The following is a 25,476-nucleotide window of genomic DNA, read 5'->3' as shown; positions in this document are numbered from 1 at the left end:
CCCTTGTCGGCTCCACCCTATGCGGGCAGCAGCACTACCACCGAACGGGTCACTCCCTCGGCGTCGGAGGCCAGCGCCAGTACGTGCCCGTCCGGAGCGAACAGACCGTAGGTGCCCTCGATGCCGCCCGCCGGGATACGCCGCCCGTACTGCACCGCGCGCGCCGTGGCCGCGTCGAGATCGCGACGCGGGAAGGCGGCGGTGACTGCGGCGTCGAGGTCCAGCGAGAGTTCCGGCGTCTCCTCCAGCTGGTCGAGCGTACGTGCCTTGGCGAGCGTGAACGGGCCGACAGTGGTGCGGCGCAAGGCTTTCAGGTGACCTCCGACACCGAGGCCGGCACCGAGGTCACGCGCCAGCGCGCGCACGTACGTGCCCGAGGAGCACTCCACGACGGCGTCGAGTTCGATGCGGTCGTCTTCGCGGCGTACGCCCAGTACGTCGAAGCGGTGCACGGTGACGGGCCGGGGCGGGATGACCACGTCCTCCCCCGCGCGTACACGGGCGTACGCACGCTTGCCGTCGATCTTCACCGCGGATACCGCACTGGGCACCTGCTGGAGATCCCCGGTCAACGCGGCGACGCCCGCGGAGAGCTGTGCTTCGGTGACGGCCGCGACGTCGTCGGGGGCGGCCGTGGACAGGATCTCGCCTTCGGCGTCGTCGGTGGTCGTGGCCTGGCCGAGGGAGAGCGTGGCGAGGTAGGTCTTGCGGTCGAGCGCGAGGTGGCCGAGCAGCTTCGTGGCGCGTTCGATGCCGAGCACCAGCACCCCGGTGGCCATCGGATCCAGCGTGCCGGCGTGGCCGACCTTGCGCGTGCCCATGATCCGCCGGGCCCGCGCCACCACGTCGTGCGAAGTCATCCCCGCCGGTTTGTCGACGATGAGCAATCCGGGCGGCGGAACGGGACGGCGCGGTTTCTGGGGGCGAGACACGGCCGGAACCCTACCGATCGGGATCAGGCGGGCACCGGGGCGTGGTCCCAGCGGTGCCGCCGGATGCGGACCGGGACCGGCTCGCCCCGGGCCTCGGCGGCGAACAGCTGCGCGCGGGTGCGACGCCACCAGGTCAGCATCCGCCAGGTGCCCAGCGCCAGCACCACGAGCACCGACAGCAGGGACAGCCGGAAGTTCCCGCCGGTGAGCTGGAGGAGAACGCCGATCAGCAACGCGGTCACCGTGGTCGCCACGAATCCGCCGACGTTGACCACTCCGGTCGCGGTGCCGACGCGGTCGAGCGGGTTGTAGTCACGCGCCAGCGCGAAACCGATCATCGACACCGGACCGCCCAGCGCCAGGAAGGCGAACCCCGGCACCAGCACGCCCAGCGGCAGCGGGCCGCTCCAGCCGAGCAACACCGCCCACACCACGGCCGCCCCGCCGAGGTACGCACCGACCAACGGCATCCGCAGCGACGGGCGGCGGCCGATCACCGTGCCCAGCACCGGTCCCCCGGCCATCGAGCCGAAGACGAACACGGTCAGCAGCGCACTCGCGGTCGCCGGGGGAATTCCCTGTCCCTGTACGAGGAACGGCACGCCCCACAGGAGGGTCAGCACGTTCGGCGCGAACATCGTGCTGAAGTGCACCCAGAAACCCAGCCGGGTGCCAGGCACCTGCCAGGCAGACTGGACGCTCCGACCGAGTTGGGCCACACGCACTGGCTCTCGCACCGGTTCCGGCGCGCCTGCCGGGACGTCACGCACGCGTAGCGCGACAGGGACCGCGTACAGCAGCGTGATCGCCCCGACTGCGACGAAGGTGAATGTCCATCCTGGACCGTTGAGAAGCAGCGTGAGCGGGACGGTGGCGACGAGGTTGCCGACGTAGCCGATAGCCGAAGTGAAGGACATCAGAAGCGCGTACTGCCGCCCCGGAAAGTGCGCGGCGACGAGTCGCAGCACGCTGACGAAGGTGAGCGCGTCACCCAACCCGAGTACGCCGCGCGCAAGCAGGCCCACGCCGTAGGTGTTCGCGACGCCAAGGAGGAGCTGCCCACTGCCGAGCACGAGTACCGCGGTGAGAAGGACCCGCCGCGGACCGTAGCGGTCGACCAGAATCCCTGTGGGGATCTGCATGGCCGCGTACACAGCGACTTGGAGCACTGTGAACGTTCCGAGCGCCGCAGCGCCTACTCCGAACCGCTCCGCCGCCTGCAACCCAGCCACACCGAACGAAGTCCGGTGAAACACTGCGAGCAGGTACACGGCGACGGCGGTGAGCCAGATGAGCCAGGACCGGACAGAGGTACGACCGGCGGGCGACAAGGGTTCCTCCAGGGGCGGTGCGTCGAACGGGGAAGGACGCCGACGCTGCCGTCTCGTTGAGTTGTATCGTCTCGGCAACCTTGAGACTTACCCGTTATCCCGGTGTTCTTCGCCACAAGGGGTCGGGAGCGCGCGCCCCGTCAGGCTTGCCGCACCGCGCCCGTCACTGCCCAGTGGCCGGAGCGCCAGCGGACCAGTACCGCGCCCAGGCGCAGCACCATGAACAGCGACAGCCCGGTCCAGATGCCGGTCAGACCCCAGCCGAAGGTCAGGGACAACCAGATCAGCGGCAGGAAGCCCAGCGCCGCGCTGAGCAGCGTCGCGGTGCGGAGGAAGGCAGCGTCGCCGGCGCCGAGCAGAACGCCGTCCAGGGCGAAGACGACGCCGGCGATCGGTTGCAGGGCCACGAAGAACCACCAGGCGTGCGGGATCTCGCCGAGGACGCCCGGGTCCGAGGTGAACGCGTGCGGCAGCGTGCTCCACAGCGCGGCGAACACCACGCACAGGAAACAGCCGAAGATCAGGCCGTAGCCGGTGATCTGGCCGGCGACCCCGCGCGCCTGCCGGGCCGCGCCGCCGCCGAGCGCGGCGCCCACCAGTGACTGCGCAGCGATCGCCACCGAGTCGAGCACCAACGACAGGAACGTCCACAGCTGCAGCACCACCTGGTGCGCGCCGACGGCCTCGGTGGAGGTGCGGGCGGCCACCGCGGCGGCGGAGACGAAGCACGCCTGGAACGCCAGGCTCCGCAGCACGAGGTCCCGCCCGAGGCCCAGCTGTGCCCGCATGACCGCGAAATCCGGGCGCAGCGGCACCCGTTCCCGCGCCAGCGCGGCAAAGAACAGCCCGGCCGACACGACCTGCGCGACGACGTTCGCGATCGCCGAGCCTTCCAGCCCCCAGCCCGCGCCGTACACCAGCAGCGGGCACAGCACGGCGGAGAGCCCGTTGCCCGCGAGCACGTACCGCAACGGCCGCGCGGCGTCCTGCACTCCGCGCATCCAGCCGTTGCCCGCCATGGTGACCAGGATCAGCGGCGCGCCGAACAACGCGATCCGCAGCCAGGACACGGCGGCCTCGGCGATTTCGTCACTGCCGGACAGCGCCCGCGCGACCGGCCCGGCCAGCGCCTGCCCGGCGACCAACAGCACCAGCCCGACGAGCACGGCGAGCCAGGTCGCCTGCACCCCCTCGCGCACGGCGTCGGAACGCCGCCCCGCGCCGTGCAGCCGGGCGGTGCGCGAGGTGGTGCCGTAGGACAGGAAGGTCAGCTGTGTGGAGATCTGCGACAGCACCACGCCACCCAGCGCGAGCCCGGCCAGGGGCAGCGCGCCGAGGTGCCCGACCACCGCGGTGTCGACCAGCACGTACAAGGGTTCGGCGGCCAGCACGCCGAGCGCGGGCACGGCGAGACCGAGCACCCGCCGAGCAGGGACGCGCTCGGCTGAGGTCACGACGGAGGGAGAGCTTTCGGACACGGCACGAGCGTAACGACCACCCCCGACAATCTCGCCGAGCGGACGTCCTGAGCTGCCTCGCAGTGGCCGGAAGCTAAAGCTGCGGCGCGCGGGACAGGGCCTCGCGCAACCGGTCCAGTACCTGTTCCGCGGAACCGGTCGCGGTGCAGCCCGCGGCCTGGCGATGACCTCCCCCGCCCAGCTCCGCAGCCGCCGCGGACACGTCCAGCGTGCCCGCTGAACGGAGCGACACCGTCCAAAGCGGACCGTCGTCGGCCGATCCGGATTCCTTCAGTACCGCGGCGACGCCCGCTTCGCGGGTCGCGCGCACCACGTCGATCACCGACTCCACCTCCTCGCTGCGTACGGTGGCCGCGGCCGAGGCGCGGACCACTGCGTGCACGAAGCCGAAGCCTTGGGCGGCATCCGGCTCCAGGCAGGCTTCAGCGAGCACAGCCGACAACATCGGCAGCCAAGCGAACGGATGGTCGTCGACGATCCGCCGTGTCACCTCTGTCGGATCGACACCGGCTTCCAGCAGACGCGCAGCGATCCGGTGGGTCTCGGGACTCGCTCGGCGGAAACCACTGGTGTCGGTGACGATTCCGGCGTACAGGCTGCGCGCGGTCGGTTCGTCCAGCTCTTCGCCCATGGCGTCGAGGATTCGTGCGACGAGCACCGCGGTCGCTTCAGCGGTCTCGTCGACTACGTGATGTGTGCCATAGCGAGCGTTGGTCGCGTGGTGGTCGACGACGAGGACCGCACCGGCTGCGGCCACACGCGGCGCCAACCGGCCCAGCCGAGCCGGTGTCGGGGTGTCGAGAGCCACTAGGAGACCGTCTGTCGCCGGTAGGTCGGCAACCCGGGTCAGCAAGCCGTCGACGTCCAGCCAAGCGAGAGTTTCCGGGGTCTCGTCAGGTTCCCCGAAGGAGACGCGTACGCGAGCGCCGCGGCGGTGCAGCACATGGCCGAGGGCCAGCGCGCTGCCGAGTGCGTCCGCGTCCGGCCGTACATGCCCGAGCAAAGTCACGTCGGTGGCCCCGGCCAGCAGTGTCGCTGCGGCCTCGATGTCCTGCGCCAGAGAAGCTGTCACAGTGCGTCACGCTACGCTCTGCGGGATGCCTGAGTACGTGATCCTTATCCTTCCGTCTGCCAACCGCGTGTACGCCGCGTCGTCACCGACCCTGCTACGCGCCGAGCTGGCGGTGTTCGGCATGACCGGGCTGCCCGCCACGGTCTCGAACGTCGAGGAGGTCGAGCTGGGCGGCGTCGGCTACGTGAAGTTCACCTGCGCCGAGCCGTTGAGCGAAACCGACCTCGCGCTGTTGTCGAACCTGTCGTCGCTGTACGCGCTCTTCGAGCTACGCGAAGGTCTCCTGGCGCCGGTGACGGTACGGCCCCTCGCCGAGACCGACTCGGACCTCCTCACGATCCAGAAGTACCCGGGCAAGACCAACGAGCAGTTCACCAAGCTGCTGCTCAATCTCACCCTGCTGGCCACCGCGGCGCCCGCGGACTGGCCTGGCCGGCCGTTGCACGTACTCGATCCCCTGTGCGGCCGGGGGACCACGCTCAACCAAGCGATGATGTACGGCTTCGACGCGACCGGCCTCGACGTCGACAGCCGCGATTTCGAAGCGTACGAACAGTTCCTGAAGACATGGCTGCGTACGAAGCGGGTCAAGCACACCGCGGACACCGGACAGCTGCGCCGTAACAAGGTGCGCCTCGGCCGTCGCCTCGACGTGGAGTACGCCTTCGACAAGAACGACTACAAGGCCGGCCGGACCCGCCACGTCACCTACTACAACGCCGACACTCTCACGGCAGACGAGCTGCTACGCCCGTCCTCGATGGACCTGGTCGTCACCGACGCGCCGTACGGCGTCCAGCACGGCAGCCACCGCGAGGCGGGTCTCACTCGCAGCCCGCGCGACCTCCTCGCCGCCGCAGTACCCGTCTGGACACGCGTACTGCGCCCTGGCGGCGCGATGGGGATCTCGTGGAACACCCACGTGCTGCCACGCGAGGAACTGGTGACGATCCTGGGCCGCGCGGGCCTCGAAGTACGCGAAGGCGGCCCGTACGACCAACTCGCCCACCGCGTCGACCAAGCAATCGTGCGCGATCTCGTGGTGGCTTCGAAACCCGCGGCCTGATCCCCGGTCAGACGTCGGCGGGCAGGCTGCTGACGTGGAAGAGCGCCGCGCGCAGGTCGTTCACGGCCTGCTCCATGTCGACGAGGGCGTGCAGGGACAGCACGATGTCGTCGGCGACGCCCATCATGCGGGCGGCCCGCAGTACCTGTGCTCGCTCCTCGTCCGTGTAGACGCCGTCCGCGCCGGACATCTGAATGGCGTGGTACACCAAATGCGGGGCGGCCTGCCAGGTGTCCACGTCGGTGCGGATGGCCGGCAGCAGGGTGGCGAGGTCGGCCACGCGGTAGTCGAATTCCCGATATTCGTCGATGACGTGTTCCGGAGCGCCCATCTTCCGCTGGTGGCGGACCAGCCACGCGAACTCGGCTTCGCCGACTTCCCCGTCCGCGCCCGCGATCACCAGCAAGGCCTTGCCATAGTTGAGGAAGGCCTCCTCGGTCGCCGCCGACAATCCGTACAAGTCCTGGGACAGCTCACTCATCGGCATCATCCGCGCCTGACTCACGGGGTCCTCCTGATCTGGTCTCGCGGGTTTCCGCGCCGACCCGATCTTGGGCGAATTCACCGGCATATCGGCCGTTCGGCGGCGTTGTTCACCTGATCCAACGACGAGCTATACGCCCAATTCAGCGAACGAACCAGCAGCGTGCCGCTGCTGGTTCTTGCGGCTGCAGGAAAACACGTCGCGTTCACCGAGGACATCCCGAGCCTGCATCACTCCACCATCGGTTCCGCAAAAAACGGAACTGCGCCGTCATCTGAAGAAATGCCGGACCATCCCGCCGAAGGCGAACGCAGCCTTCGGCGCAGCGCGGGAAGACGTCCTCGCGGTCTACGCCCGGACGTAGACCGGCTGCCTCACCGACCGCCGGCAGGCCCGGGTGCCGAGCCTGGCGCCTTGGGTGTCAGCCATTGTGCGAGGTATCCCACCAGAGCAGTCGCCTCATCGAGCCGGCAGTGAGCTCCGACGTACATGTCCGGCCGCACCAGGATCGCCCGTGCCTCACCGGGGCTGATCTCGTACTGGTGCGCCAGTTCCCCGAGCTGGTCTGCAACGGTGTGATCCTCGTCGAAGGCCGGGTGCCTGTCGCCGGTGACCAGTACGGAGAGCACCCATTCGCCGTAGTCCGCCCGCATCGCGTCGGCGAGTTCCTGCGCCCGCACGAGGTCAGCAGGTCCATCGGCGCCCGGTACCAGCAACAGGGTGAAGCCGCTGTGCCGAAGCACATGGAAGAGCCGCTTGAGTGGCTCGGCGCTCAGCTGCGCGTCGGGAGCGCGGTCGCCGGCCTGCGGACCGGCGACGGGGGTGACCGGTGGCTGTGCCACCACGTCGCGGTAGTTGTGTGCCAAGCCCGAGATCAACCGGACCATGTGGTCTTGCCATCCTGGTTGCCGAGTCAGCTCGATCCGGTCCTCGAGCCCCGCTCCGAAGGCCATGACGATCTCGTGTGTGGCCTTCGCCCCGGCGGTGATCTGCGCGCCGATCGGACGGCGTTCGGCCTCATAAGTGTCCAGGAGGTCGTCCGGGGCGTCCCCGCCGATCACCGCCGCGAGCTTCCAGCCGAGATTGAAAGCGTCCTGCATGCACCCGTTCATCCCCTGACCTCCGGCCGGGGAATGCACGTGGGAGGAATCGCCGCAGAGGATCACCCGGTTGTCCCGGTAGCGTTCGGCCTGGCCGTTGAATATCTCCCACTGGGTGACCCAGTGCGGTTCGCCGATTCTCATCCCGGCACCGATGCTGTCCGCCACAGTCTGGAACGAGCCGCGCGGATCGTCTGAGCGGGTCATCGCACCGGCGTCGCTCAGGCAGACGCGCCACAGGCGGCCCGGCAGGCGTGTCACGAGCATGAAGTGTGCTTCGCCGACGAAGTAGTTCACCCAGGCGTTGTCCTGGTCGAAGTCCTCGAGCTCGACGTCCATCATCGCCATGCACCCGATCTGCTCGCCGGGGAAGTCGATGCCGAGCCGCTCCCGAACCCGGCTGTGCGTTCCGTCGGAGCCGACGGCCCAGCCGCAGCGGTAGGTCTCGGTCTCCCCGCTGTCGCCGTGCGCGATCGACAGCGTGACGCCGGATTCGTCCTGGACAAGGTCGGTGAGTTCGGAATTGTAATCCGGTGTGATGCCGTAGCAGGCACGCAGGTGCTCGCGCAGAACCTGCTCGAACTCGTTCTGGTTGATCTTGTAGTAGAACGGATAGCGTGTCGGCAGGCCGCGAAAGTCGGTGCGTGGCTTGTCCTCTTCGGTCATGCCTTGAAAGTGGTAGAGGTTGCCCGGACAGGGCAGTGACACCTCTTCTATTCGATGGGCGACACCGATGTGCTCGAACATCTCCATCGTGCGGGCGTGCAGCGTGAAGGCCCGCGTCAGGCGCGAAGGGCCGGGGCGTTTCTCGATGAGGCGGACGGGAATGTTGCGGCGGGCGAGTTCATGCGCGGTGATCAACCCGACCGGACCAGCCCCGACGATGACGACGCCGTTTTTGCCCGTAGTCATACCGCTCCTTTTTCATCGGTGAATGCAGCTTTCTTCGTCCGGTAGGTCACAAACTTCGTCCGGTAGGTCACAAGCGGCCGACGCCCCCGTAGATGGCTGTGGACGACGTCTGCGCCTCACCGGGACGAGGACGCCAGTCCAGCGCACTGACCACTCCCGGCTCAACCAGGTCGTACCCGTCGAACAACCCTCGGTCAAGGAACTCGGTGACGTCGACCCGTGCCCGGCCGGCGGCGAGTTCGCGACGAACACCCACCGCACGCCACCCCACGGCTCGAACCCCTCGGCGAGCAGTTCGGTGAAGATCCACCGATTGGCGGCATCCCGCACGCCATTCAGGATCGCCCGTCCGGTCGCGATATGGTCGGCCTGGTTCAGCTGGTCCTCTACCAGGTGCCACCGACACCGCCCGCCCGATCGAAGGCACGTGCGTCGAGACCGAGCTCGTTGCGGAGCTTGTGCAGCCTGGATCTGCCGCTGAACCCGGCGCCGATGACGATCGCGTCGAGGCGAGCCGGTGTGGTCATTACGGCGGTCCCTTCGGGTCTCACCTGCGGTCACCGTCCAAGGCCACATCATCATGTGACGCGACCGATTGTTGCGGTCAGGAGCCACCCCGCGAGGTGTCATCCGGGGCCGGCGGCAGGGATGACCTTCGCGTACGGGCGGTATGGGGATTGCGAATCAAAACTGTATCCACAATAAGAGATCATCGAGCGACAGTATGCCAAGGCCCGTCCCCGTTGTCCAATACGGAAGATCAGGCGGAACATGCGATCAACGCCGTTGCGCTGACCAAGAACTTTCGCCTGGTTGACGGTCGACGCGTTGTCGGACAGAATGAACGCCCGGCGTGTTCCGCTGCCCACCCGGGCAAGAATCGAACCCGCTGCACACGGTTCAGCTTCAGGTTCCGGTGACGGGGTGCCGCAGGATGTCGGCAAAGTCGGTGTGGAGGTCTGTGAAGGGGCCCTTCACAGACCCGAAACCGGTCCGGCGCACGCCACGAGGTGGTCGCACACACCTCCGCATCGCCCGCTGCCGGGTACCCGACCAACTTCGCCGGAACCCTGCGGGGTGCCGGTTCTCGACCGGGGCAGCTCCGGCGTTACACTGGACGACGGAAACGGTTTATCCCAAGGGGAACCGTGGACCGTTCATGGGCCGGCCCGGCCGCAGTCCGCCGAAGTCCGGGTCCGAGACACCGACCCACCTCGCAGCGGGACCATGACCACGGGGCATGTCGGCGAGTTCAGACCAGCAGCTCAGTGGACCCACGTCCGCCGGTCCTCATCACCTCCGCAGCCGCCGATCTCGGATGCGATCTCGGGATGCACGACCGGCACCCCGTTCCCCTGGTGTGTCGACCAGCGCGACCCATGCGACGACCGGGTCTGGAGTGCCCGCAAAGGGCCACGTCTTGCGATCGTCGTGGGCCGGGGTGATGGCCATCGCACCGGCCCGTCGTCGGCGCAACAGTTCACTCTTGCGACAGTCGCAGCTGCCCACCCGTGAACCTCCGCCACGCGGGGGTGGAGCGAGCGCCGCCGTAACACGGGGTCCGGCGATCGGCGTCGGGAACCCAGCCGAAAGCGACGTGTCCTGCGCTGAGATCCCCTTTCACCGTCTTGTATCCGTCCAGTGCATGCTCGGCGGCACCCGAGATACTCCGCTGCCTCGGCGCATATGCGCAACTTTATGCCTGGAGCGGGTCCGGTGACCATTCCCGAACAAGCCGTCGAATGATCTGCGGAAACGTCACAAACGCGTCAGGCCGCCCGAAGCAGAAACCGTCGGGGACGGCACACAAGGCCGAATGGGTCTGGCTGTCGAGAATTGCAGGAGAAACCCGGATCGCGATTTCCGGAGTACTGTGCCGATCATTACTATCCGACCACAGTCACGGCCTCATGGCTTCGTAGCAACGGTTACGTGCCGGGTGGGGTCGGCCTACTTTTGGTCGGATTAGTAATTCTGCGCGTCTTCGCGCGAGTCAGGGACGGCTGCCGGGCGGGCGGGGCAGCCGGGGGCGGCGCACCCATCGGGGCGGGGCGCCGGGCGCAGGCGGCGACGTACGCCGCGGCACCACTCGGCAGGGTGCCGCGGCGTACGTCGCGCCCGCGTTGCCGTACTTCAGCCCCGAGACTCCTCTTCTGCGGCTTCGTCTTCCGCTTCGCGCGGTGGCTTGTACGGGTCCGCTTCGCCGGCATGCTGGGCTCCGGTCGCCTGGCGGGCCACCTCCGCGTCCGCCTCGCGGGCCTTGGCGAGCAGCTCTTCGATACGGCGGGCGTCGTCGGGGATGCTGTCCGCGACGAAGGTGAGCGTCGGGGTGTAGCGGACGCCGGTGCCCTGTCCGACCTTGGTGCGCAGGACGCCGCGGGCGGCTTCCAGCGCGGCGGCGGCGCTCGCGAAGTCCGGCTTCGCGTCGACGCTTTCACCCAGCACCGTGTAGTACACCGTGGCGTCGTGCAGGTCCGCGGTGACGCGGGCGTCGGTGATGGTCACCGCGCCGAGCCTCGGGTCCTTGATGTCGTGCTCGATCGCCGAGGCCACGATCTGCGAGATCCGCTTGGCGAGCTTGCGTGCCCGAGCGGGATCGGCCATGGCTGAGGTCTCCTTCTTCGAAATCTTCAGTTCTCATCGTCCGGGCCGAGGACCCGGCGGTGCGCGGAGAGCAGCGTGAACTCCGGCCGCGCGGCCACGAGCCGCTCGCACGAGTCGAGCACGTCCCGGACATGGTCGCCTCCGGCGGCGACCGCGGCCACCCCGATCAGGGCGCGCCGGTGCAGGTCCAGGTGCCCGGCCTCGGCGACGGCGACCGTGAACCGCTTGCGCAGCTCGGCCACCACCGGCCGGACCAGGGACCGTTTCTGCTTCAGTGAATGCACATCTTCGAGCAGCAGGTCGAGCTCAAGAGCTCCGACGAACATAACCAGGCACCTTCGGCTCCGAACCCGACCACCACCGGAACCCCCGGCAGCACGCGACCACGACAGCAGTCCGGTACCCCACCCGACCAGGACACGGCACCCGAACGCCACCATCACGATAGAGCCCCCGCACCCCCCGCTCCCACCGGGGGCACGACAGCCGACCCCACCACCACACCCACCCCGGCACCTCCCGACCACGAGTCTGTGAAGGGCCCCTTCACAGCCCTGCGATGCAAGGGTGAGCACCCCCGTCACGAGCGTGGAGCGACAAACGCAACCACCCACGACGGGGGTCCAGGGGGCGCGCCCCTGGCGGGGGTTTGGGGGTTCGACCCCCAAAGGGACACAGCGAAGGAGGGGCAGCGGCGAGCGCAGCCTGCGAGCACACCGCTGCCCCAACCCCCTCCTAGCTACGCGGCTTTTCGCGCTGTTCGTAGGTCTCGATCTGGTCGTCGACCTTGAGGTCGCTGTACGAGCCCAGCGTGAGACCGCACTCGTACCCTTCGCGGACCTCGACCACGTCGTCCTTGAACCGGCGCAGCGAGCTGATCGGCAGGTTCTGCGCGACGACGGTGCCGTCGCGCAGGAGCCGGGCCTTGGCGTTGCGCCGGATCTCGCCGGACATCACCAGGCAACCGGCGATGGTGCCGATCTTGGAGGACTTGAAGACCTCGCGGACCTCGGCGCGGCCCAGCTCGACCTCCTCGTACTCCGGCTTGAGCATGCCCTTGAGCGCCTGCTCGATCTCCTCGATCGCCTGGTAGATGACCGTGTAGTAGCGCACGTCGACGCCTTCGCGGGTGGCCCGCTCGGTCGCCTTGCCCTGTGCCCGGACGTTGAACCCGAGCACGATCGCGTCGGACGCGGTCGCCAGGTCGATGTCCGATTCGGTCACCCCGCCGACGCCGCGGTGCACGATGCTCAGCTCCACGTCGTCGCCGACGTCCAGCTGCAGCAGCGCCGCCTCGAGCGCCTCGACGGTACCGGAGTTGTCACCCTTGATGATCAGGTTGAGGCTGCTCGTCTCCTTCAGGGCGGAGTCGAGGTCCTCGAGGCTGACCCGCTTGCGCCGCTGCGCGTTGAGCGCGTTGCGCGTGCGGGCCGAGCGGCGCTCGGCGATCTGCCGGGCGACGCGGTCCTCGTCGACCACCAGGAAGGTGTCGCCCGCGCCCGGCACCGAGGTGAACCCGATGACCTGGACCGGACGCGAGGGCAGCGCCTCGGTGACGTCCTCGTTGTGCTCGTCGACCATCCGGCGGACCCGGCCGTAGGCGTCGCCCGCCACGACCGAATCGCCGACCCGCAGCGTGCCGCGCTGCACCAGCACGGTGGCCACCGGGCCGCGGCCGCGGTCGAGGTGTGCCTCGATCGCGACGCCCTGTGCCTCCATGTCCGGGTTGGCCCGCAGGTCCAGTGCGGCGTCGGCGGTCAGCAGGATCGCCTCGAGCAGCCCGTCGATGTTGATGTTCTCCCGCGCGGAGATCTCGACGAACATCGTGTCGCCGCCGTACTCCTCGGCGATCAGGTTGTACTCGGTGAGCTGCTGCCGGATCTTGTCCGGGTTCGCGCCCTCCTTGTCGATCTTGTTGATCGCCACCACGATCGGGGCCTTGGCGGCCTGCGCGTGGTTGATCGCCTCGACCGTCTGCGGCATGACCCCGTCGTCGGCCGCCACCACGATCACCGCGATGTCGGTCGAGTTGGCGCCACGGGCCCGCATGGCGGTGAACGCCTCGTGACCCGGGGTGTCGATGAAGGTGATCAGCCGCGGGTTGCCCTCGAGCTGGGTCTCCACCTGGTAGGCACCGATGTGCTGGGTGATCCCGCCGGCCTCGCTCTCGCGGACCTTGGTCTTGCGGATCGTGTCCAGCAGCCGGGTCTTACCGTGGTCGACGTGACCCATGATGGTCACGACCGGGGGCCGGACCTGCAGATCCTCCTCGCCACCGGCGTCGTCGCCGTAGGTGATGTCGAAGGTCTCCAGCAGCTCTCGGTCCTCCTCCTCGGGCGAGACGACCTGAACCTGGTAGTTCATCTCGCCGCCGAGCAGCTCGAGGATGTCGTCGGACACCGACTGCGTCGCGGTGACCATCTCGCCGAGGTGGAACAGCACCTGCACCAGCGAAGCCGGGTTGGCGTCGATCTTCTCCGCGAAATCGGTCAGCGAGGCACCGCGCGGCAGCCGGATCGTCTCGCCCTGGCCCTTGGGCAGGCGGACGCCGCCGACGCTGGGCGCCTGCATGTTGTCCATGTACTCCTGGCGCTTCTGCCGCTTCGACTTGCGGCCCTTGCGCGAGGGTCCACCGGGACGGCCGAACGCGCCGGCCGTGCCACCACGGCCACCGGGGCCGCCACGACCGCCGCCGCCACCGCGGAAGCCGCCGCCGCCACCGGCCGGGGCACCGCCGCCGCCCCCACCGGGACGGAAGCCACCGCCGCCACCGCCCCCACCGGGACGGAAACCGCCGCCACCGCCGCCACCACCGGGGCCGCCGCGGAAGCCGCCGCCACCACCACCGCCGGGACGACCGCCGCCGCCACCGGGACGGCCACCGCCACCGGGTCCGCCACGGCCACCCGGACCACCCTGACCGCCGGGACCGGCCGGCCGGGCGCGGCCCGGCATCATGCCGGGGTTCGGCCGCGGGGGCATGTTGCCCGGGGTCGGCCGGTTGCCGCCGGCGCCACCGCCGGGCCGCGGGGCCGGACGGTCACCGCCACCACCGGGACGCGGCGGCCGGTTGTCACCGCCCTGGCCCGGACCGGGGCGCTGGGCCGGCGGACGCGGGGCCGGGGCGCCGGAACCGACGCCGAACGGGTTGTTGCCGACCCGCGGGGTGCGCGGACCGGGCTTCGGGCCGCCGGGCTTGGGGCCCTGCGGCTTCGGCGGCACGACCGAGGCGGCCGCGGCGTCCTGTTGCGGCTTCGGCGCCGGCTTCGCGGCCGGGGCCTCGTTCGCCTGCGCGGCGGCCGGGGCCGGCTGCTGCGCCGGGGCGGGCGGCCGCGGACCGGGCCGCGGACCGGGGCCCGGGCGGGCACCGGGGCCGGACGGCTTGGCCGCATGCGGCCCCGGCTTCACCGCGGGCGCGGCCGGGGCCGCGGGCGGCTTCGGTGCGCCACCCTGCGCCGGGGCCGGGGTACGCGGGCCGCTCGGGGCCGGCGGCGCGGGCCGCGGGCCGGGCGTCGGGCCGGACTTCTTCCCGCCCTTGGCGGGGTACGCGTCGCGCAGCCGACGGGCGACCGGCGCCTCAACGGTGGACGACGCGGACTTCACGAACTCGCCCTGCTCCTTGAGCTTGGCGAGAACTTCCTTGCTGGTGATACCGAGCTCCTTCGCGAGCTCGTGTACACGGGCCTTGCCTGGCACAGCTCTCCTCATCTAAGAGAGGCCAGGCGGTGACCCGCTGACCTCGTCCTTATTGTCGCGCGTTCATGGCTTCAGCTTCACGGCTGACTCATGACGGGTCGACCTGCTTCCTTGTTTCCGACGGCCCCGGGAAGGTCCCGGAGCCGATGTCCACGGCGAACGCCGGGTGCTCGCGGACGCCGTCGGTCTCGAGCGTGCCCGGGACCCGCAGGGCCCGGGACAACGCCCGCTTCCGCTCGGCGCGGGCCAGACAGCCCGGCCCGGGGTGCAGCCATGCTCCCCGGCCCGGCAGCCGCCGACCTCCGTCGACGACCAGCCGCCCGTCCACCGCGACCACGCGCAGCAGCTCACCGGTCAGTGCCCGTTGCCGGCAGCCGACACACGTGCGCACCGGGAAGGACCGGTGACGCTGGTGCTCGGCTGTGCTGACGCTTACCCGCCGCGGGCGCTGAACCACTGTCGAGTCTAGCGCCTGTGCTCTCACTCCGAGGAACCGGTGGCCGCGGCGGGCCGCGGCGGCCCGGCGTGGTCTTGCTCACCCTGCGGCTCGCCGGGTGCGGCGTCGCTGCGGATGTCGATCCGCCAGCCGGTCAGCCGGGCCGCGAGCCGGGCGTTCTGGCCCTCCTTGCCGATGGCGAGGGAGAGCTGGAAGTCCGGCACCACGACGCGCGCGGTCTTCGCCCGCTCGTCCACCACCGTGACCGAGACGACCTTCGCCGGGGACAGCGCGTTCCCGACGAACCGGGCCGGATCCTCGGACCAGTCGATGATGTCGATCTTCTCGCCGGCCAGCTCGCTCATCACGTTGCGCACGCGGGCACCCATCGGGCCGATGCAGGCACCCTTGGCGTTCACCCCGGCCACCGTGGAGCGCACCGCGATCTTGGACCGGTGCCCCGGTTCCCGAGCCACCGCGGCGATCTCGACGGTGCCGTCGGCGATCTCCGGGACCTCCAGCGCGAACAGCTTGCGCACCAGGTTCGGGTGCGAGCGGGACAGCATGATCTGCGGGCCGCGGTTGCTGCGCGAGACCCCGACCACGAACGCCTTGATCCGGGTGCCGTGCTCGTAGGACTCGCCGGCCACCTGCTCGGCCTGCGGCAGCACGCCCTCGGTGTCGCCGACCTGGACCACCACCATGCCGCGGGCGTTGGCCCGGGCGTCGCGCTGCACCACCCCGGCCACGATCTCACCCTCCTTGGCGGAGAACTCGCCGAAGGTCTTCTCGTGCTCGGCGTCGCGCAGCCGCTGCAGGATGACCTGGCGGGCGGTGGTGGCCGCGATCCGGCCGAAGCCCTCCGGGGTGTCGTCCCACTCCTCGTCGACCTCGCCCTCGGGGGTGAGGGTGTGCGCGAGCACGCGGACCAGCCCGGTCTTGCGGTCGACGTCGATGCGGGCGTGCGACTGATGCCCTTCGGTGTGCTTGTAAGCGGTCAGCAGGGCGGTCTCGATGGCCTCGATCACCGTGTCGAAGGGGATGTCCTTGTCCCGTTCGATCGCCCGCAGTGCGGCGATGTCGACGTTCACTTCGGCTCCTCCCCCGCGGTCTCGTCCCCGCTCAGCAGTTTCAGGTCTTCGGCGGGCGGTTGCTTGAACTCGACCTCCACCACCGCCTTGGCCACCGACCGGTAGGCCACGTCGGTCAGCCTGCCCTCGACCAGCACGCGCACGCTGTGCTCGCCGGCGGGCCCGACCCTGGCGACGTACTCGGCGCCCTCGGCGGGGGTGATCCGCACCAGCCGGAACCGCGCGCGCCGCCAGTGCCGCGGCTGGGTGAGCGGCCGGTCCAGGCCCGGCGAGGTCACTTCGAGCGTGTAGGCGCTGGCCAGCACGTGCTCGTTCGCGTCGAGGGCGGCCGACACCGTGCGGCTGACCTCGGCGACCTCGTCCAGCCCGACTCCGTCGTCGGCGTCGACGACGACCTTGACCAGCTGACGGCGGCCGGCCTGCTGCACCTCGAGCGAGTCGAGGTCGAAACCCGCGGTGGAGACGGCTGCGGCCACTATCGGCTCCAGCCGGCTGGCGAGTTCGTTGGGCACGTGGAGCACTCCTTGTTCGGCCGAGGTGACGCGGGCTGGTCACGACTGTGGACGGTGAGGGACCAGCTTATCGTGCACTCCCGCCGGGACGCGCGAGCGGCGGCGCCCCGGCCGGGCCTGGCAGTATGGGGCGGCGTGACCGCATCACCGACCGAGTACTCCCGGCGCGGGCTGCTGCGCCTGGGTGCCCTGAGCACCGTCGCCGCCACGGCCCTGCCCCTCGCCGCCTGCTCCGGCGGAGACGAGAGCCCCGATCCCCTCGCCCCGCTGCTGGCCGCGGCCGACGCCGACGCCGCCGCGGCCCGGAAGCTGGGCGGAGCGGCGGCCGAGCTGGCCGAAGCGCGCGCGGCGCAGGCAGCCGCGCTGAAGACCGAAGTGGACCGGCTGAACCGGCCGAAGCAGGAGGCTCCGGCCGCCCCTGCGGTGACCCAGCTGGCGGACTTCCGGGATCGCCTGGCCGCCGCCCGAAGCCAGGCGGAGCAGCTGGTGCCGACGCTGCCCGTCTACCGGGCCGGGCTGGTGGCGGCCGTCGCCGCCGGCTGCGCAACCCTGCAGCGGATCGACCCGGCGCTCGGGCCGGGCAACGACGCGAAGCCGATCTCCGCACCGTCCGCTGGGGCGCCCGGCGGCGCCGTCGATTCCCTGCAGAAGGCACTCGCCGCCGAGCACGCCGCGTTGTGGGTGTACGGCTTGGTCACGGCGTTCCTGCCGGCCGGTGACTACGGCGGCGCGCTCAGGGCCGGGCACGCCGAACACACCACACGCCGCGACACATTGACGCAGCTGATCAGTTCGGCGAAAGAAACGCCGGTGGCCACCGAAGCGGCGTACGTGCCGCCTAAGCCGGTCACGGACGCAGCGTCCGCCGCCGCGCTCCTGGCGAGCTCCGAAGCGGACTCCGCGGCCGCGTGGCTGGGTGTCATCACGCACACCGACGACAGTGGGTTGCGCATCATGGCAATGCAGGCGCTGATCGCGGCCGCGCGCCGTGGCACGCCGTGGCGTCAGGAAGCCGGCGAGAAGCCGGCGGCGGTCGCGATGCCCGGACAGCCGGCCTGACGCTCAGCGCTGCTTCGCCGAAAGCTTCAGCGCGTCCTTCGCGATGCTCTGCAGCGCCGCCGGGTCCTGGTGCTTGGCGTAGAAGTCGGCGAGCACGATGGTCACGTCGTTGCCGGTGACCGTGGATTCGTATTCGGCCTGTGTACCGCTGAGCTTCGGCGCTCCGGCGGCGTGATACGTGCCGTCGCGTACGAGGTCGCTCACGTTCCCGGTGCCGTCCTGGTCGGTCAGCTGCTTGAGCTCGGTGGCCTGGGCGGCTGTGGGCATCGTCACCAGCACGACCGACACCAGGGCCTTCTCCGTACCCGAAGGCACCGTGTACAGCGCGCGCGACAGCGAGCTGCAGGGGTTCTGCTGGAAGTACTTCTTGGCGCCGCTGTACGCGTTGGCCGCGCAGTCAGTGGACTTGACCGGCCCTTCGACGAGAGTGAAGGGCGTCGCCTCCCTGGTCGCGGGCGGCTGGGCGACCGGCTGCGCTGCCGGTGCGCTTTCGTGCCGGATCAGGTACCAGACCAGTCCGGCCACCGCGGCGATCCCGAGCAGTCCGGCGCCGCGTAGCAGCTGCGTACGGCGACCGGCGGGAGGCGGACCGGGCTGTGGGGCGGGCCGGGCGGGCACCGCGGCTAGCGGCGCCGTATCCGAGGGGCTGGCGGGGGATTGCGGGTTGACCACGGGCCTACGGTAGTTCACCGTCGTGCGGGCGCTCAGGCGAATGCGCGGAGAACGCGTTCGACGTCGTCAGCGGTGTTGTAGAGATGGAAACCCACCCGGACGCGGCCGTCGCGCACGCTCGCGACCACGCCGACCTCGGCGATCCGCGCCGCGTCGGCCTCCAGCGCCACGATCGCGCTCCCCTGTTCCGGCAGGCCCAGCCTGGTGAGCAGCAGGTCGGCGAGTGCGACGTTGTGGTCGCGGACCTCGGCGAGGTCCAGCGTGCCGAAGCAGCCAAAGGCTTCGGCCGCGCCGACGTGCGCGAGCCAGACCGGTGACAGGTCGAACGCGCGAGCGTCCGGGGCCGGCCGGAGCGGCATTCCGTACACAGTGGACCACGGATCGTCACCCGCGTACCAATTCGCGGCGACCGGGCTGGTCCGCTCGTGTGCCCGCGGATGCACTGCGAGCCAAGCACAGCCGCGGGGTGCGAACAGCCATTTGTAGCCCGCGCAGACAATCCAGTCGGCCCACGCGACGTCCAGCGGGAGCCAGCCGGCCGCCTGCGTGACGTCGATCAGGACCGGCACCCCGGCGGCCTCGGCTGCGGCGCGCAATGCGGCGGTGTCCAGGATCCGTCCGTCCGCGGACTGAACGAGGCTCACCGCCACCAGGTCGTGTCCTTCGACGTGCCGGGCCAACTCCTCAAGCGGCACCTCGGTGACCTCCGCACGCTGCGCGAACGGGAAGGTCACGCTGGTGAACTCGCGCTCGGCGACGAGCACCCGCGAGCCCGTCGCCAGCCCGCCCGCGACGCAGGCGACCAGCTGCGACACCGAAGCGCCGACCGCGACCCGGTCGGCAGGAACCCCGGCGAGCCGCGCGAAACCCTGCCGGGAGCGTGCCACGGCCTCGTCGAACCCGCCCGGCGTGTCCTGCCCGGTCCGCCAGCGCGCCACCGCCCGCTCGACCGCGTCCGCCACCGGCGCGGGCGGCACGCCGATGCTGGGAGTGTTCAGATATCCGGCGGGGACGGCGAATTCGGCTCCGAAGGCAGGCACGCGGCCGACAGTACCGGCCGGGTTACCGGCGCAATCGGGATTACCGGCGAGGCGGCGGCCGCAATCGGGCGACCTCCGAATACGCCGGGGGCGGCACCGGCAGCGGCCCGCCGACCCACGGCCGCCTATTGCAGGGCTGTGAAGGGTCCCTTCACGGACTCTGGGGCTGTGAAGGGACCCTTCACAGCCTTGGCGCCGGGCGAGTGGGGCCGAGGGGCGGCGGCGGGGGTGACCAGGTGCCGGGCTCCAGCGTCCACTTCGGACGGCGGGGTGGGCAGACCTGCACGAACCGCACCCCGGCTCACCTGAGCAATGCGCCCAGCCGTCCGGCGGCGGCGACCACGAGCGCGCCGAGCCGGTCGGCGTCCGCGGCCTCGAACAGGGACAGCCCGATGCTCCTCGCCGCCGCGTCGCGCCCGGCGGGGATCACGGCGGAGATTCCCGTGATGCCCGGGGCGATCTCGCCCGTGGACACCGCGTAACCGCGCATGCGGGCGCTGGTGACCTCCTCGCGTTCCCCGGGCTGCGGGGGTTCGGCGGCGAGCATCGCCAGCCCGGCCGAGCCGCGGTGGATCGGGTCCAGCTGGCCGCTGCGGAACGACACGTGCATGCGCGCCTGCCGCGGCTCCACGATCATCAGCATCCGCACCTGCGCGGCGTCCTCGCGCACGACCAGGTGCGCGGTGGCGCCCCCGGCGTCAGAAAGTTCTTCCAGTACCGGACGGGCGAGGGTGCGGAGATCCTGTTCCACCGGCTCGGCGAGGTGCACCAGCCCGGTGCCGAGCGAGATCCGTTTGAACCGGTCGCGCCGGCAGAGGTGGTGCGCCTCCAGCGTGCGCACCAGCCGGTGCGCGACCGTGCGGTGCACTCCGATGCCTTCGGCGATCTCGGTGAGCGTGAGCCCGCGCGGATGGTCCACCAGCAGCTCCAGCACCTGAAGCCCGTGATGCAGCGTCTTCGACTGCGAGGGCCGGGACGGCGCTGCCGCGGGGTTCCCGGACGCGGCTTCCGCGGTTTCGGACACGGCACTCCCTTGACGATTGCTCGGCACGCGACCTACTGTTCGTTCATATCGCACGGTGCGTGCGAATATAGCACACTCAGCAGAACGGGACAACGGAGGTTCCGGCATGGCGGACAGTCCCCGCGACGCGGTCCCGGCCGCGGATGTACTCGCCGTGCACCAGCTCTACGGACGGCAGAGCCACGCCATCGACTCCGGTCGCGCGGCCGAGTGGGCCGCCACCTTCGCCGCGGACGGGCGGTTCGACTCGCCCAGCTACCCGGAGCCGGCGATCGGCACCGCGGAGCTGACCGCGTTCGCCGAGCGGTTCCACGCCGGCTGCGAAGAATCCGGGGAACGACTGCGACACGTCGTGTCCACAGTGGAAGTACGAACCGGACAGTCCGTAGAAACCCTGCGCGCGCGGGCTTATCTGCAGATCGTGGGCACCACCTCCGGCGGCGAGCCCCGGCTGCATCGGATCACCGTGCTGGAGGACGAGCTCACCCACACCGTGGACGGCTGGCGGGTCCGCCGCCGCACCGTGCGCCGCGACGGCTGAGCCTGAAGAAGGAGAACAAGGAGCACCATGAGCAATCCCGGACCGACCGGCCCCGGCCGCGTGCAGCACCAGCCGATCACCGCGCAGTACCCGGAACTTCCGGGCAAGGTAGCGGTGATCACCGGCGCGGCCCGCGGGATGGGCGCACGGTTCGCCGCCGGCCTCGCCACCCGTGGGGTGCACGTCGTGGCCGGTGATCTGGACATCGCCGCGATGACCGCCACCGCGGACGAGCTGAACACCGCGCCGGCCGGGGAACCGGGCGCCGGCCGGATTGTCGCGTCCACAGTGGACGTCACGCGGGCCGAGGAGCACGCCGCGCTGGCACAGCGCGCGATGGCGGAGTTCGGCAGGCTCGACTTCTGGGTCAACAACGCCGGAATCTTCCCGTTCGCCGAGGTCCCGGACATCACCCCGGAACAGATCCGGGCCACGCTTTCGGTCAACGTCGAAGGCGTCCTTTTTGGAGCGCAGGCCGCCGCCGCGCAGATGCAGCCGGGCGGCGCGATCGTGAACATGGCTTCGGTCTCGGCGGTCCGGGTGCGGAAGGGGCGCGCGGCGTACTGCAGTTCCAAGGCCGCCGTCGCCCATCTCACCGAATCGCTCGCGGTGGAGCTGGGCGACCAGGGCATCCGGGTCAACTCGATCGCACCGGGCTACATCGACACCGAGATGACGCGCTGGATCCAGGACGACGCCCCGGCGTTGGCGAAAGCACTCGACGCGGTGCCGCTGCACCGGATCGGTTCGCCCGAAGAAGTGTTCGGCGTGCTGCTGTTCCTGCTCTCCGACAGTGCACGCTACGTGACCGGCCACAGCCTCGCCGTCGACGGTGGTTCCCGGCATGTCTGACGCAGTCGAGACCGTGCGCTATCCCGGCGTCGTGCTGATCACCGGCGCGGCGAACGGGATGGGCCGCGGGCACGCGCTCGCCCTCGGCCGGCGCGGGGTGCACGTGTGCGTCGCCGACCTCGCCGGCGCCGACGCGGTGGCCGAGGAGATCGTCGCGACCGGCGGACAGGCCACCGCATATCGACTTGACGTCACGGACCCAGCACAGTGGACGGACGTGACGAGCCGGATCCGTTCGGCGCATGGCGGATTGGGCGGGCTGGTCAACAACGCGGGGATCTCGCGGCGGCTGGAGTTCCCGGACACCACCCCGGAGATCTGGGACCAGGTGCTGGCGGTGAACCTGTCCGGGCCGTTCCACGGGATGCGCGCGGCAGCCCCGCTGATGCGGGACTCCGGCGGCGGTTCGATCGTGAACATCTCCTCGATCTCCGGGCAGATCGGCTATTTCTCCCCCGCCTACTCGGCGAGCAAATGGGGACTGACCGGACTGTCCAAATCGGCCGCCGGCAATTTCGCGAGCTGGGGCATCCGGGTCAACTCGGTCCACCCCGGACTGGTGGACACCGGGCTGCTCGCCGGGGCGGACTCGTTCGTCACCGCCGCACTCGGCAGTGTCCCGTTCGGACGGATGGGCACCCCGGAGGAGATCACCGACGTGGTGCTGTTCCTGCTGTCGGACCGCTCGGGATACCTGACCGGCAGCGAGATCACCGCGGACGGCGGGCTGGTCTCCAACGGGCTGTACCACCGGATTCTCGCCGAAGCCGGAGGTGAGCTCGGATGAGCGCGCAGCACCAGGCCGACGTCGTCGTGCTCGGCGGAGGCGGCGCCGGGCTGGCCGCGGCGGTGTCGGCGGCCGAACACGGTGCCTCGGTACTGCTGTTCGAATCGGAACGGGAACTCGGTGGCTCCACCCTGCTGTCCGCGGGCATGCTCACCGCCGCGGGCACCAGCGTGCAGGCCGCGCTCGGCGTCCAGGACTCCCCGGACCGGTTTCTCCAGCACTACCTCGACCTCAACCACTGGCAGCTGAAACCCGGTCTGGTCAAGGCGTTCTGCACCGAAGCCGGGGCCGCGGTGGAATGGCTGATCGGGCTCGGCGTGGACATTCCGGCGAAGCTGTCCCACGACGCGCATACGCCGGGCCTGACGCGGGCAGGCGTCGAGGACGTCTGGCGCGGGCACGTGCCGAAGGACCAGGGCTACGGGCTGGTGCAGGTGCTCGACCGGGCGCGGCGGCAGGCCGGGGCCGAGGCGGTGCTGAACACTCGCGTGGAACGGCTGCTGGTCGAGCAGGGCCGGGTGACCGGTGTGGTCGCCGACGGCATCGAGGTCCGCGCGGGCGCGGTCGTCGTGTGCACCGGGGGGTTCTCGCAGGACCCGGCGCTGCGCAGCCAGTACTACCCGGACGCGGACGCTGCGGGGGAAGACCTCTTCGTCGTCGCCGCACCGGGTTCGCGTGGCGACCACTTCGCCTTCGGCACGCAGGTCGGTGCGTCGATCACCGGTCACGGCAGGGGTTTGCTGCTGCCCACCGCGTATTTCCAGCGCCTGCACCACTGGCAGTCCGGATTCCCGCCACGGTCACGGATCCTGGTGAACTCCCACGGCCGCCGGTTCATGGACGAGGACGCCTCCTACGCCGTGTCGAGCGGGATCATCTCCGCCCAGGACGGTCCTGTGTGGATGGTCTTCGACGAACGCGCGCGCCGCGACCTGCCCCCGGGTTACGCGCACTGGAGCGCCGAGCACGTTCAGTCCGAAGCGGACGCCGGGCGCACCCTTCGCGCGGAATCGCTGACCGAACTGGCCGGCAAGATGGCCGTGCCCGAACCCGCGCTTCAGGCTACCGTGGACCACTGGAACCGGGAACTTCCTCACGGTGGCAAGGATACCGAGTTCCTCCGGCACGAGACGCTGGCCACCAAGGGCGTCGCCGAGCCGCCCGCCGAAATCGCCACCGCGCCGTTCTACGCGGCACGCACGCTGCCCGCCGAGTTGGTCTGTACGCACGCCGGGCTGGAAATCGACGCTGGTGCCGCAGTGCTGGACGCACGCGGCAACCGGGTACCCGGGCTGTTCGCCGCCGGTGAGGCCGGTGCCGGGGTGCTGGGCCTCCGTTATGTGGGCGGCGGCAACGCCGTCGCGAACGCCGTCACCATGGGCCGGATCGCCGGCCGCACCGCCGCGGGCCACGCCCGCCCTTCTCCCGCCTGAGGAATCCCCATGACCGTCCCCGCCGCCACCACCACAGCCGCGGATTCGCCGCTGGCGCGCCGCACCATCCGCAAGGTCGGGCTGCGCGTGATGCCGCTGATCGGCCTGCTGTACGTGTTCAACTACATGGACCGGGCCAACATCGGCTACGCCCAGCTCGGCATGGCCACCGAGCTGGGCATCACCGCCGCCACCTTCGGCGTCGCGTCGGCGATCTTCTTCCTCGCCTACGTGGTGTTCGAGGTCCCGAGCAACATGATCATGAAGAAGGTCGGCGCCCGGCTGTGGCTCGGCCGGATCGCGATCAGCTGGGGCATCGTGACCGTGCTGACCGGATTCGTGGCCAGCGTGACACACCTGATCATCGCGCGGATCCTGCTCGGCGTGGCCGAGGCCGGGCTGTTCCCCGGGCTGCTGCTGTACCTGACGTTCTGGTTCCGCGGCCGGGAGCGCGGCCGCGCGATCGCCACGCTCGCCCTCGCCCAGCCGATCGCGCTGATCCTCGGCAGCCTGTTCGGCGGCTGGATCCTCGACCACGTGCACTGGTTCGGGATGAGCAGCTGGCAGTGGGTGTTCATCCTGCAGGGCGCGCCCGCGGTGCTGCTCGGCGTCGCCACTTTCCTGTGGCTGCCGAACAAACCCGCCGACGCCAAGTTCCTCACGCGCGAGGAGAGCAGCTGGCTGCAGGAGGAGATCGACAAGGAGTACCAGCCCGAGGAGAAAGAGACGTTCCTCGGCCAGCTGCGCGCCGTGCGCAACGGCAAGGTGCTGCATCTGGCCGTCTCGAACCTGTTCATCGCCTGCGGGCTGTACGGGCTCACGTTCTTCCTGCCGCTCATCGTCAAACAGCTGGATCCGAAGTACTCGGCCACGAACATCGGGCTGCTCGGCGCGATTCCGTACGTGGTGGGCGCGGTCGGCATGCTGCTGCTGGCCCGTAACTCCGACCGGACCGGCGAACGCAAGGGTCACGTGATCACGCTGGTGCTGGCGGCCGCGCTGGGCTTCTTCGGGGCGATCCAGTTCAAGTCGGTGCCCGCGCTTTCGCTGATCAGCCTTTCGCTGGCGGCGATCGGGGTGCTCGGCTACCTCGCGCCGTACTGGGCGATGGCCTCGCGGGTGCTGTCGAAGGAGCACACCGCGGTCGGACTGGCCGCGATCAACTCGATCGCCGCGCTGGGCGGGTTCTTCGGGCCTTACGCGATCGGGCTGGCGGCCACCGACACCGACGTCACGGTCGGGCTGTACTTCCCGATCGGCTGCCTGATCCTGTCCGCGGTGCTGCTGGCGTTCCTGAAGGTGCCGCGCGAGGCTGGGATCCGCAAGTAGTTTCGATATTGACTACCCCGCCGGC

The 25,476-nt window shown here is 70.3% G+C and carries 24 protein-coding genes; 7 read left to right on the top strand and 17 right to left on the bottom strand.

What is annotated here, in order from left to right; translation table 11 throughout:
• Window positions 1-17: 17 nt before the first annotated feature.
• The 4 genes from truB to ATK36_RS28085 all read right to left on the bottom strand — a co-directional run bounded on the left by truB (window position 18) and on the right by ATK36_RS28085 (window position 4,813).
• Entirely contained in the window at window positions 18-932 is a 915-nt protein-coding gene (gene truB / locus ATK36_RS28100) for a tRNA pseudouridine(55) synthase TruB (protein WP_098514210.1), read from the bottom strand.
• Between the two features lie 23 nt (window positions 933-955).
• Entirely contained in the window at window positions 956-2,263 is a 1,308-nt protein-coding gene (locus ATK36_RS28095; protein ID WP_098514209.1) for an MFS transporter, read from the bottom strand.
• Between the two features lie 140 nt (window positions 2,264-2,403).
• Window positions 2,404-3,741 carry an MATE family efflux transporter gene (locus ATK36_RS28090; RefSeq protein WP_098514208.1) on the bottom strand — a complete coding sequence of 446 codons (1,338 nt, stop codon included), beginning with the start codon at window positions 3,739-3,741 and terminating at the stop codon, window positions 2,404-2,406.
• A gap of 73 nt (window positions 3,742-3,814) precedes the next feature.
• Window positions 3,815-4,813 carry a DHH family phosphoesterase gene (locus tag ATK36_RS28085; protein WP_098514207.1) on the bottom strand — a complete coding sequence of 333 codons (999 nt, stop codon included), beginning with the start codon at window positions 4,811-4,813 and terminating at the stop codon, window positions 3,815-3,817.
• A gap of 25 nt (window positions 4,814-4,838) precedes the next feature.
• Here ATK36_RS28085 and ATK36_RS28080 point away from each other — a divergent pair, with 25 nt between their 5' ends.
• On the top strand, window positions 4,839-5,879 hold the full coding sequence (locus tag ATK36_RS28080) for a TRM11 family SAM-dependent methyltransferase (RefSeq protein ID WP_170069934.1): 1,041 nt from the start codon (window positions 4,839-4,841) through the stop codon (window positions 5,877-5,879).
• A gap of 7 nt (window positions 5,880-5,886) precedes the next feature.
• Here ATK36_RS28080 and ATK36_RS28075 read toward each other — a convergent pair whose 3' ends face one another.
• The 10 genes from ATK36_RS28075 to rimP all read right to left on the bottom strand — a co-directional run bounded on the left by ATK36_RS28075 (window position 5,887) and on the right by rimP (window position 16,714).
• Window positions 5,887-6,360: a tellurite resistance TerB family protein gene (locus ATK36_RS28075; RefSeq protein WP_141544556.1), complete on the bottom strand. Its 474-nt coding sequence runs from the start codon at window positions 6,358-6,360 to the stop codon at window positions 5,887-5,889.
• A gap of 377 nt (window positions 6,361-6,737) precedes the next feature.
• Window positions 6,738-8,375: an FAD-dependent monooxygenase gene (locus ATK36_RS28070; RefSeq protein WP_098514205.1), complete on the bottom strand. Its 1,638-nt coding sequence runs from the start codon at window positions 8,373-8,375 to the stop codon at window positions 6,738-6,740.
• A gap of 67 nt (window positions 8,376-8,442) precedes the next feature.
• Window positions 8,443-8,631 carry an SAM-dependent methyltransferase gene (locus ATK36_RS33035; RefSeq protein ID WP_211291972.1) on the bottom strand — a complete coding sequence of 63 codons (189 nt, stop codon included), beginning with the start codon at window positions 8,629-8,631 and terminating at the stop codon, window positions 8,443-8,445.
• A gap of 130 nt (window positions 8,632-8,761) precedes the next feature.
• Window positions 8,762-8,902, bottom strand: coding sequence for a hypothetical protein (locus ATK36_RS32565; RefSeq protein WP_170069637.1), 141 nt, complete (start codon window positions 8,900-8,902; stop codon window positions 8,762-8,764).
• A gap of 1,606 nt (window positions 8,903-10,508) precedes the next feature.
• Entirely contained in the window at window positions 10,509-10,979 is a 471-nt protein-coding gene (gene rbfA / locus ATK36_RS28055; protein WP_098514203.1) for a 30S ribosome-binding factor RbfA, read from the bottom strand.
• Between the two features lie 26 nt (window positions 10,980-11,005).
• Window positions 11,006-11,305 (bottom strand): DUF503 domain-containing protein, encoded by a 300-nt coding sequence (locus tag ATK36_RS28050; RefSeq protein WP_098514202.1) that lies wholly within the window; start codon window positions 11,303-11,305, stop codon window positions 11,006-11,008.
• Window positions 11,306-11,714: 409 nt separating this feature from the next.
• Window positions 11,715-14,675 (bottom strand): translation initiation factor IF-2, encoded by a 2,961-nt coding sequence (infB, locus tag ATK36_RS28045; RefSeq protein WP_098514201.1) that lies wholly within the window; start codon window positions 14,673-14,675, stop codon window positions 11,715-11,717.
• 88 nt (window positions 14,676-14,763) lie between these two features.
• Window positions 14,764-15,066, bottom strand: a complete 303-nt coding sequence (locus tag ATK36_RS28040; protein ID WP_211291971.1) for a YlxR family protein — start codon at window positions 15,064-15,066, stop codon at window positions 14,764-14,766.
• Window positions 15,067-15,155: 89 nt separating this feature from the next.
• Entirely contained in the window at window positions 15,156-16,202 is a 1,047-nt protein-coding gene (nusA, locus tag ATK36_RS28035; RefSeq protein ID WP_098514199.1) for a transcription termination factor NusA, read from the bottom strand.
• Window positions 16,199-16,714 (bottom strand): ribosome maturation factor RimP, encoded by a 516-nt coding sequence (gene rimP, locus ATK36_RS28030; protein WP_098514198.1) that lies wholly within the window; start codon window positions 16,712-16,714, stop codon window positions 16,199-16,201. The genes nusA and rimP overlap by 4 nt, the downstream gene beginning before the upstream one ends.
• Before the next feature lie 135 nt (window positions 16,715-16,849).
• Here rimP and ATK36_RS28025 point away from each other — a divergent pair, with 135 nt between their 5' ends.
• A complete protein-coding gene (locus ATK36_RS28025; RefSeq protein ID WP_098514197.1) occupies window positions 16,850-17,773 on the top strand; it encodes a ferritin-like domain-containing protein in 924 nt (307 codons plus the stop codon).
• Between the two features lie 3 nt (window positions 17,774-17,776).
• Here the strand turns inward: ATK36_RS28025 and ATK36_RS28020 are convergent, their stop codons facing one another.
• From ATK36_RS28020 to ATK36_RS28010, 3 genes are all read right to left on the bottom strand, one after another.
• Entirely contained in the window at window positions 17,777-18,391 is a 615-nt protein-coding gene (locus ATK36_RS28020) for a hypothetical protein (protein ID WP_170070066.1), read from the bottom strand.
• A gap of 86 nt (window positions 18,392-18,477) precedes the next feature.
• A complete protein-coding gene (locus ATK36_RS28015) occupies window positions 18,478-19,485 on the bottom strand; it encodes an aminotransferase class V-fold PLP-dependent enzyme (RefSeq protein WP_098514195.1) in 1,008 nt (335 codons plus the stop codon).
• Window positions 19,486-19,786: 301 nt separating this feature from the next.
• Window positions 19,787-20,509: an IclR family transcriptional regulator gene (locus ATK36_RS28010; protein WP_245915254.1), complete on the bottom strand. Its 723-nt coding sequence runs from the start codon at window positions 20,507-20,509 to the stop codon at window positions 19,787-19,789.
• A gap of 106 nt (window positions 20,510-20,615) precedes the next feature.
• On the opposite strand from ATK36_RS28010, the gene ATK36_RS28005 reads away from it, so the two are divergent.
• Genes ATK36_RS28005 through ATK36_RS27985 form a run of 5 tightly spaced genes read left to right on the top strand, consistent with a single transcriptional unit; the run spans window position 20,616 to window position 25,451 of the window.
• Window positions 20,616-21,050: a nuclear transport factor 2 family protein gene (locus tag ATK36_RS28005; RefSeq protein WP_098514193.1), complete on the top strand. Its 435-nt coding sequence runs from the start codon at window positions 20,616-20,618 to the stop codon at window positions 21,048-21,050.
• Window positions 21,051-21,077: 27 nt separating this feature from the next.
• The gene (locus tag ATK36_RS28000; protein ID WP_098514192.1) at window positions 21,078-21,902 is read left to right on the top strand and encodes an SDR family NAD(P)-dependent oxidoreductase; all 825 of its coding nucleotides are present in this window, start codon (window positions 21,078-21,080) and stop codon (window positions 21,900-21,902) included.
• Window positions 21,895-22,689 carry an SDR family NAD(P)-dependent oxidoreductase gene (locus ATK36_RS27995; protein ID WP_098514191.1) on the top strand — a complete coding sequence of 265 codons (795 nt, stop codon included), beginning with the start codon at window positions 21,895-21,897 and terminating at the stop codon, window positions 22,687-22,689. The genes ATK36_RS28000 and ATK36_RS27995 overlap by 8 nt, the downstream gene beginning before the upstream one ends.
• A complete protein-coding gene (locus ATK36_RS27990; RefSeq protein ID WP_098514190.1) occupies window positions 22,686-24,122 on the top strand; it encodes an FAD-dependent oxidoreductase in 1,437 nt (478 codons plus the stop codon). Before ATK36_RS27995 ends, ATK36_RS27990 begins: the two co-directional genes overlap by 4 nt.
• Before the next feature lie 9 nt (window positions 24,123-24,131).
• Window positions 24,132-25,451: an MFS transporter gene (locus ATK36_RS27985; protein ID WP_098514189.1), complete on the top strand. Its 1,320-nt coding sequence runs from the start codon at window positions 24,132-24,134 to the stop codon at window positions 25,449-25,451.
• The last annotated feature ends 25 nt before the right edge of the window (window positions 25,452-25,476 follow it).

It is taken from the genome of Amycolatopsis sulphurea (assembly GCF_002564045.1).
Classification (GTDB): Bacteria; Actinomycetota; Actinomycetes; order Mycobacteriales; family Pseudonocardiaceae; genus Amycolatopsis; species Amycolatopsis sulphurea.
This window is presented reverse-complemented; position numbering and strand designations above follow the sequence as displayed.

What these genes read in the sequence shown, in the direction of transcription:
- rbfA (WP_098514203.1), bottom strand. Translation starts at nt 10,979, where the DNA reads ATGGCCGATCCCGCTCGGGCACGCAAGCTCGCCAAGCGGATCTCGCAG.
- ATK36_RS28070 (WP_098514205.1), bottom strand. Translation starts at nt 8,375, where the DNA reads ATGACTACGGGCAAAAACGGCGTCGTCATCGTCGGGGCTGGTCCGGTC.
- ATK36_RS27985 (WP_098514189.1), top strand. Translation starts at nt 24,132, where the DNA reads ATGACCGTCCCCGCCGCCACCACCACAGCCGCGGATTCGCCGCTGGCG.
- ATK36_RS27990 (WP_098514190.1), top strand. Translation starts at nt 22,686, where the DNA reads ATGAGCGCGCAGCACCAGGCCGACGTCGTCGTGCTCGGCGGAGGCGGC.
- ATK36_RS28005 (WP_098514193.1), top strand. Translation starts at nt 20,616, where the DNA reads ATGGCGGACAGTCCCCGCGACGCGGTCCCGGCCGCGGATGTACTCGCC.
- ATK36_RS32565 (WP_170069637.1), bottom strand. Translation starts at nt 8,902, where the DNA reads ATGACCACACCGGCTCGCCTCGACGCGATCGTCATCGGCGCCGGGTTC.
- ATK36_RS28000 (WP_098514192.1), top strand. Translation starts at nt 21,078, where the DNA reads ATGAGCAATCCCGGACCGACCGGCCCCGGCCGCGTGCAGCACCAGCCG.
- ATK36_RS28075 (WP_141544556.1), bottom strand. Translation starts at nt 6,360, where the DNA reads ATGAGTGAGCTGTCCCAGGACTTGTACGGATTGTCGGCGGCGACCGAG.
- ATK36_RS28080 (WP_170069934.1), top strand. Translation starts at nt 4,839, where the DNA reads ATGCCTGAGTACGTGATCCTTATCCTTCCGTCTGCCAACCGCGTGTAC.
- ATK36_RS28050 (WP_098514202.1), bottom strand. Translation starts at nt 11,305, where the DNA reads ATGTTCGTCGGAGCTCTTGAGCTCGACCTGCTGCTCGAAGATGTGCAT.
- ATK36_RS27995 (WP_098514191.1), top strand. Translation starts at nt 21,895, where the DNA reads ATGTCTGACGCAGTCGAGACCGTGCGCTATCCCGGCGTCGTGCTGATC.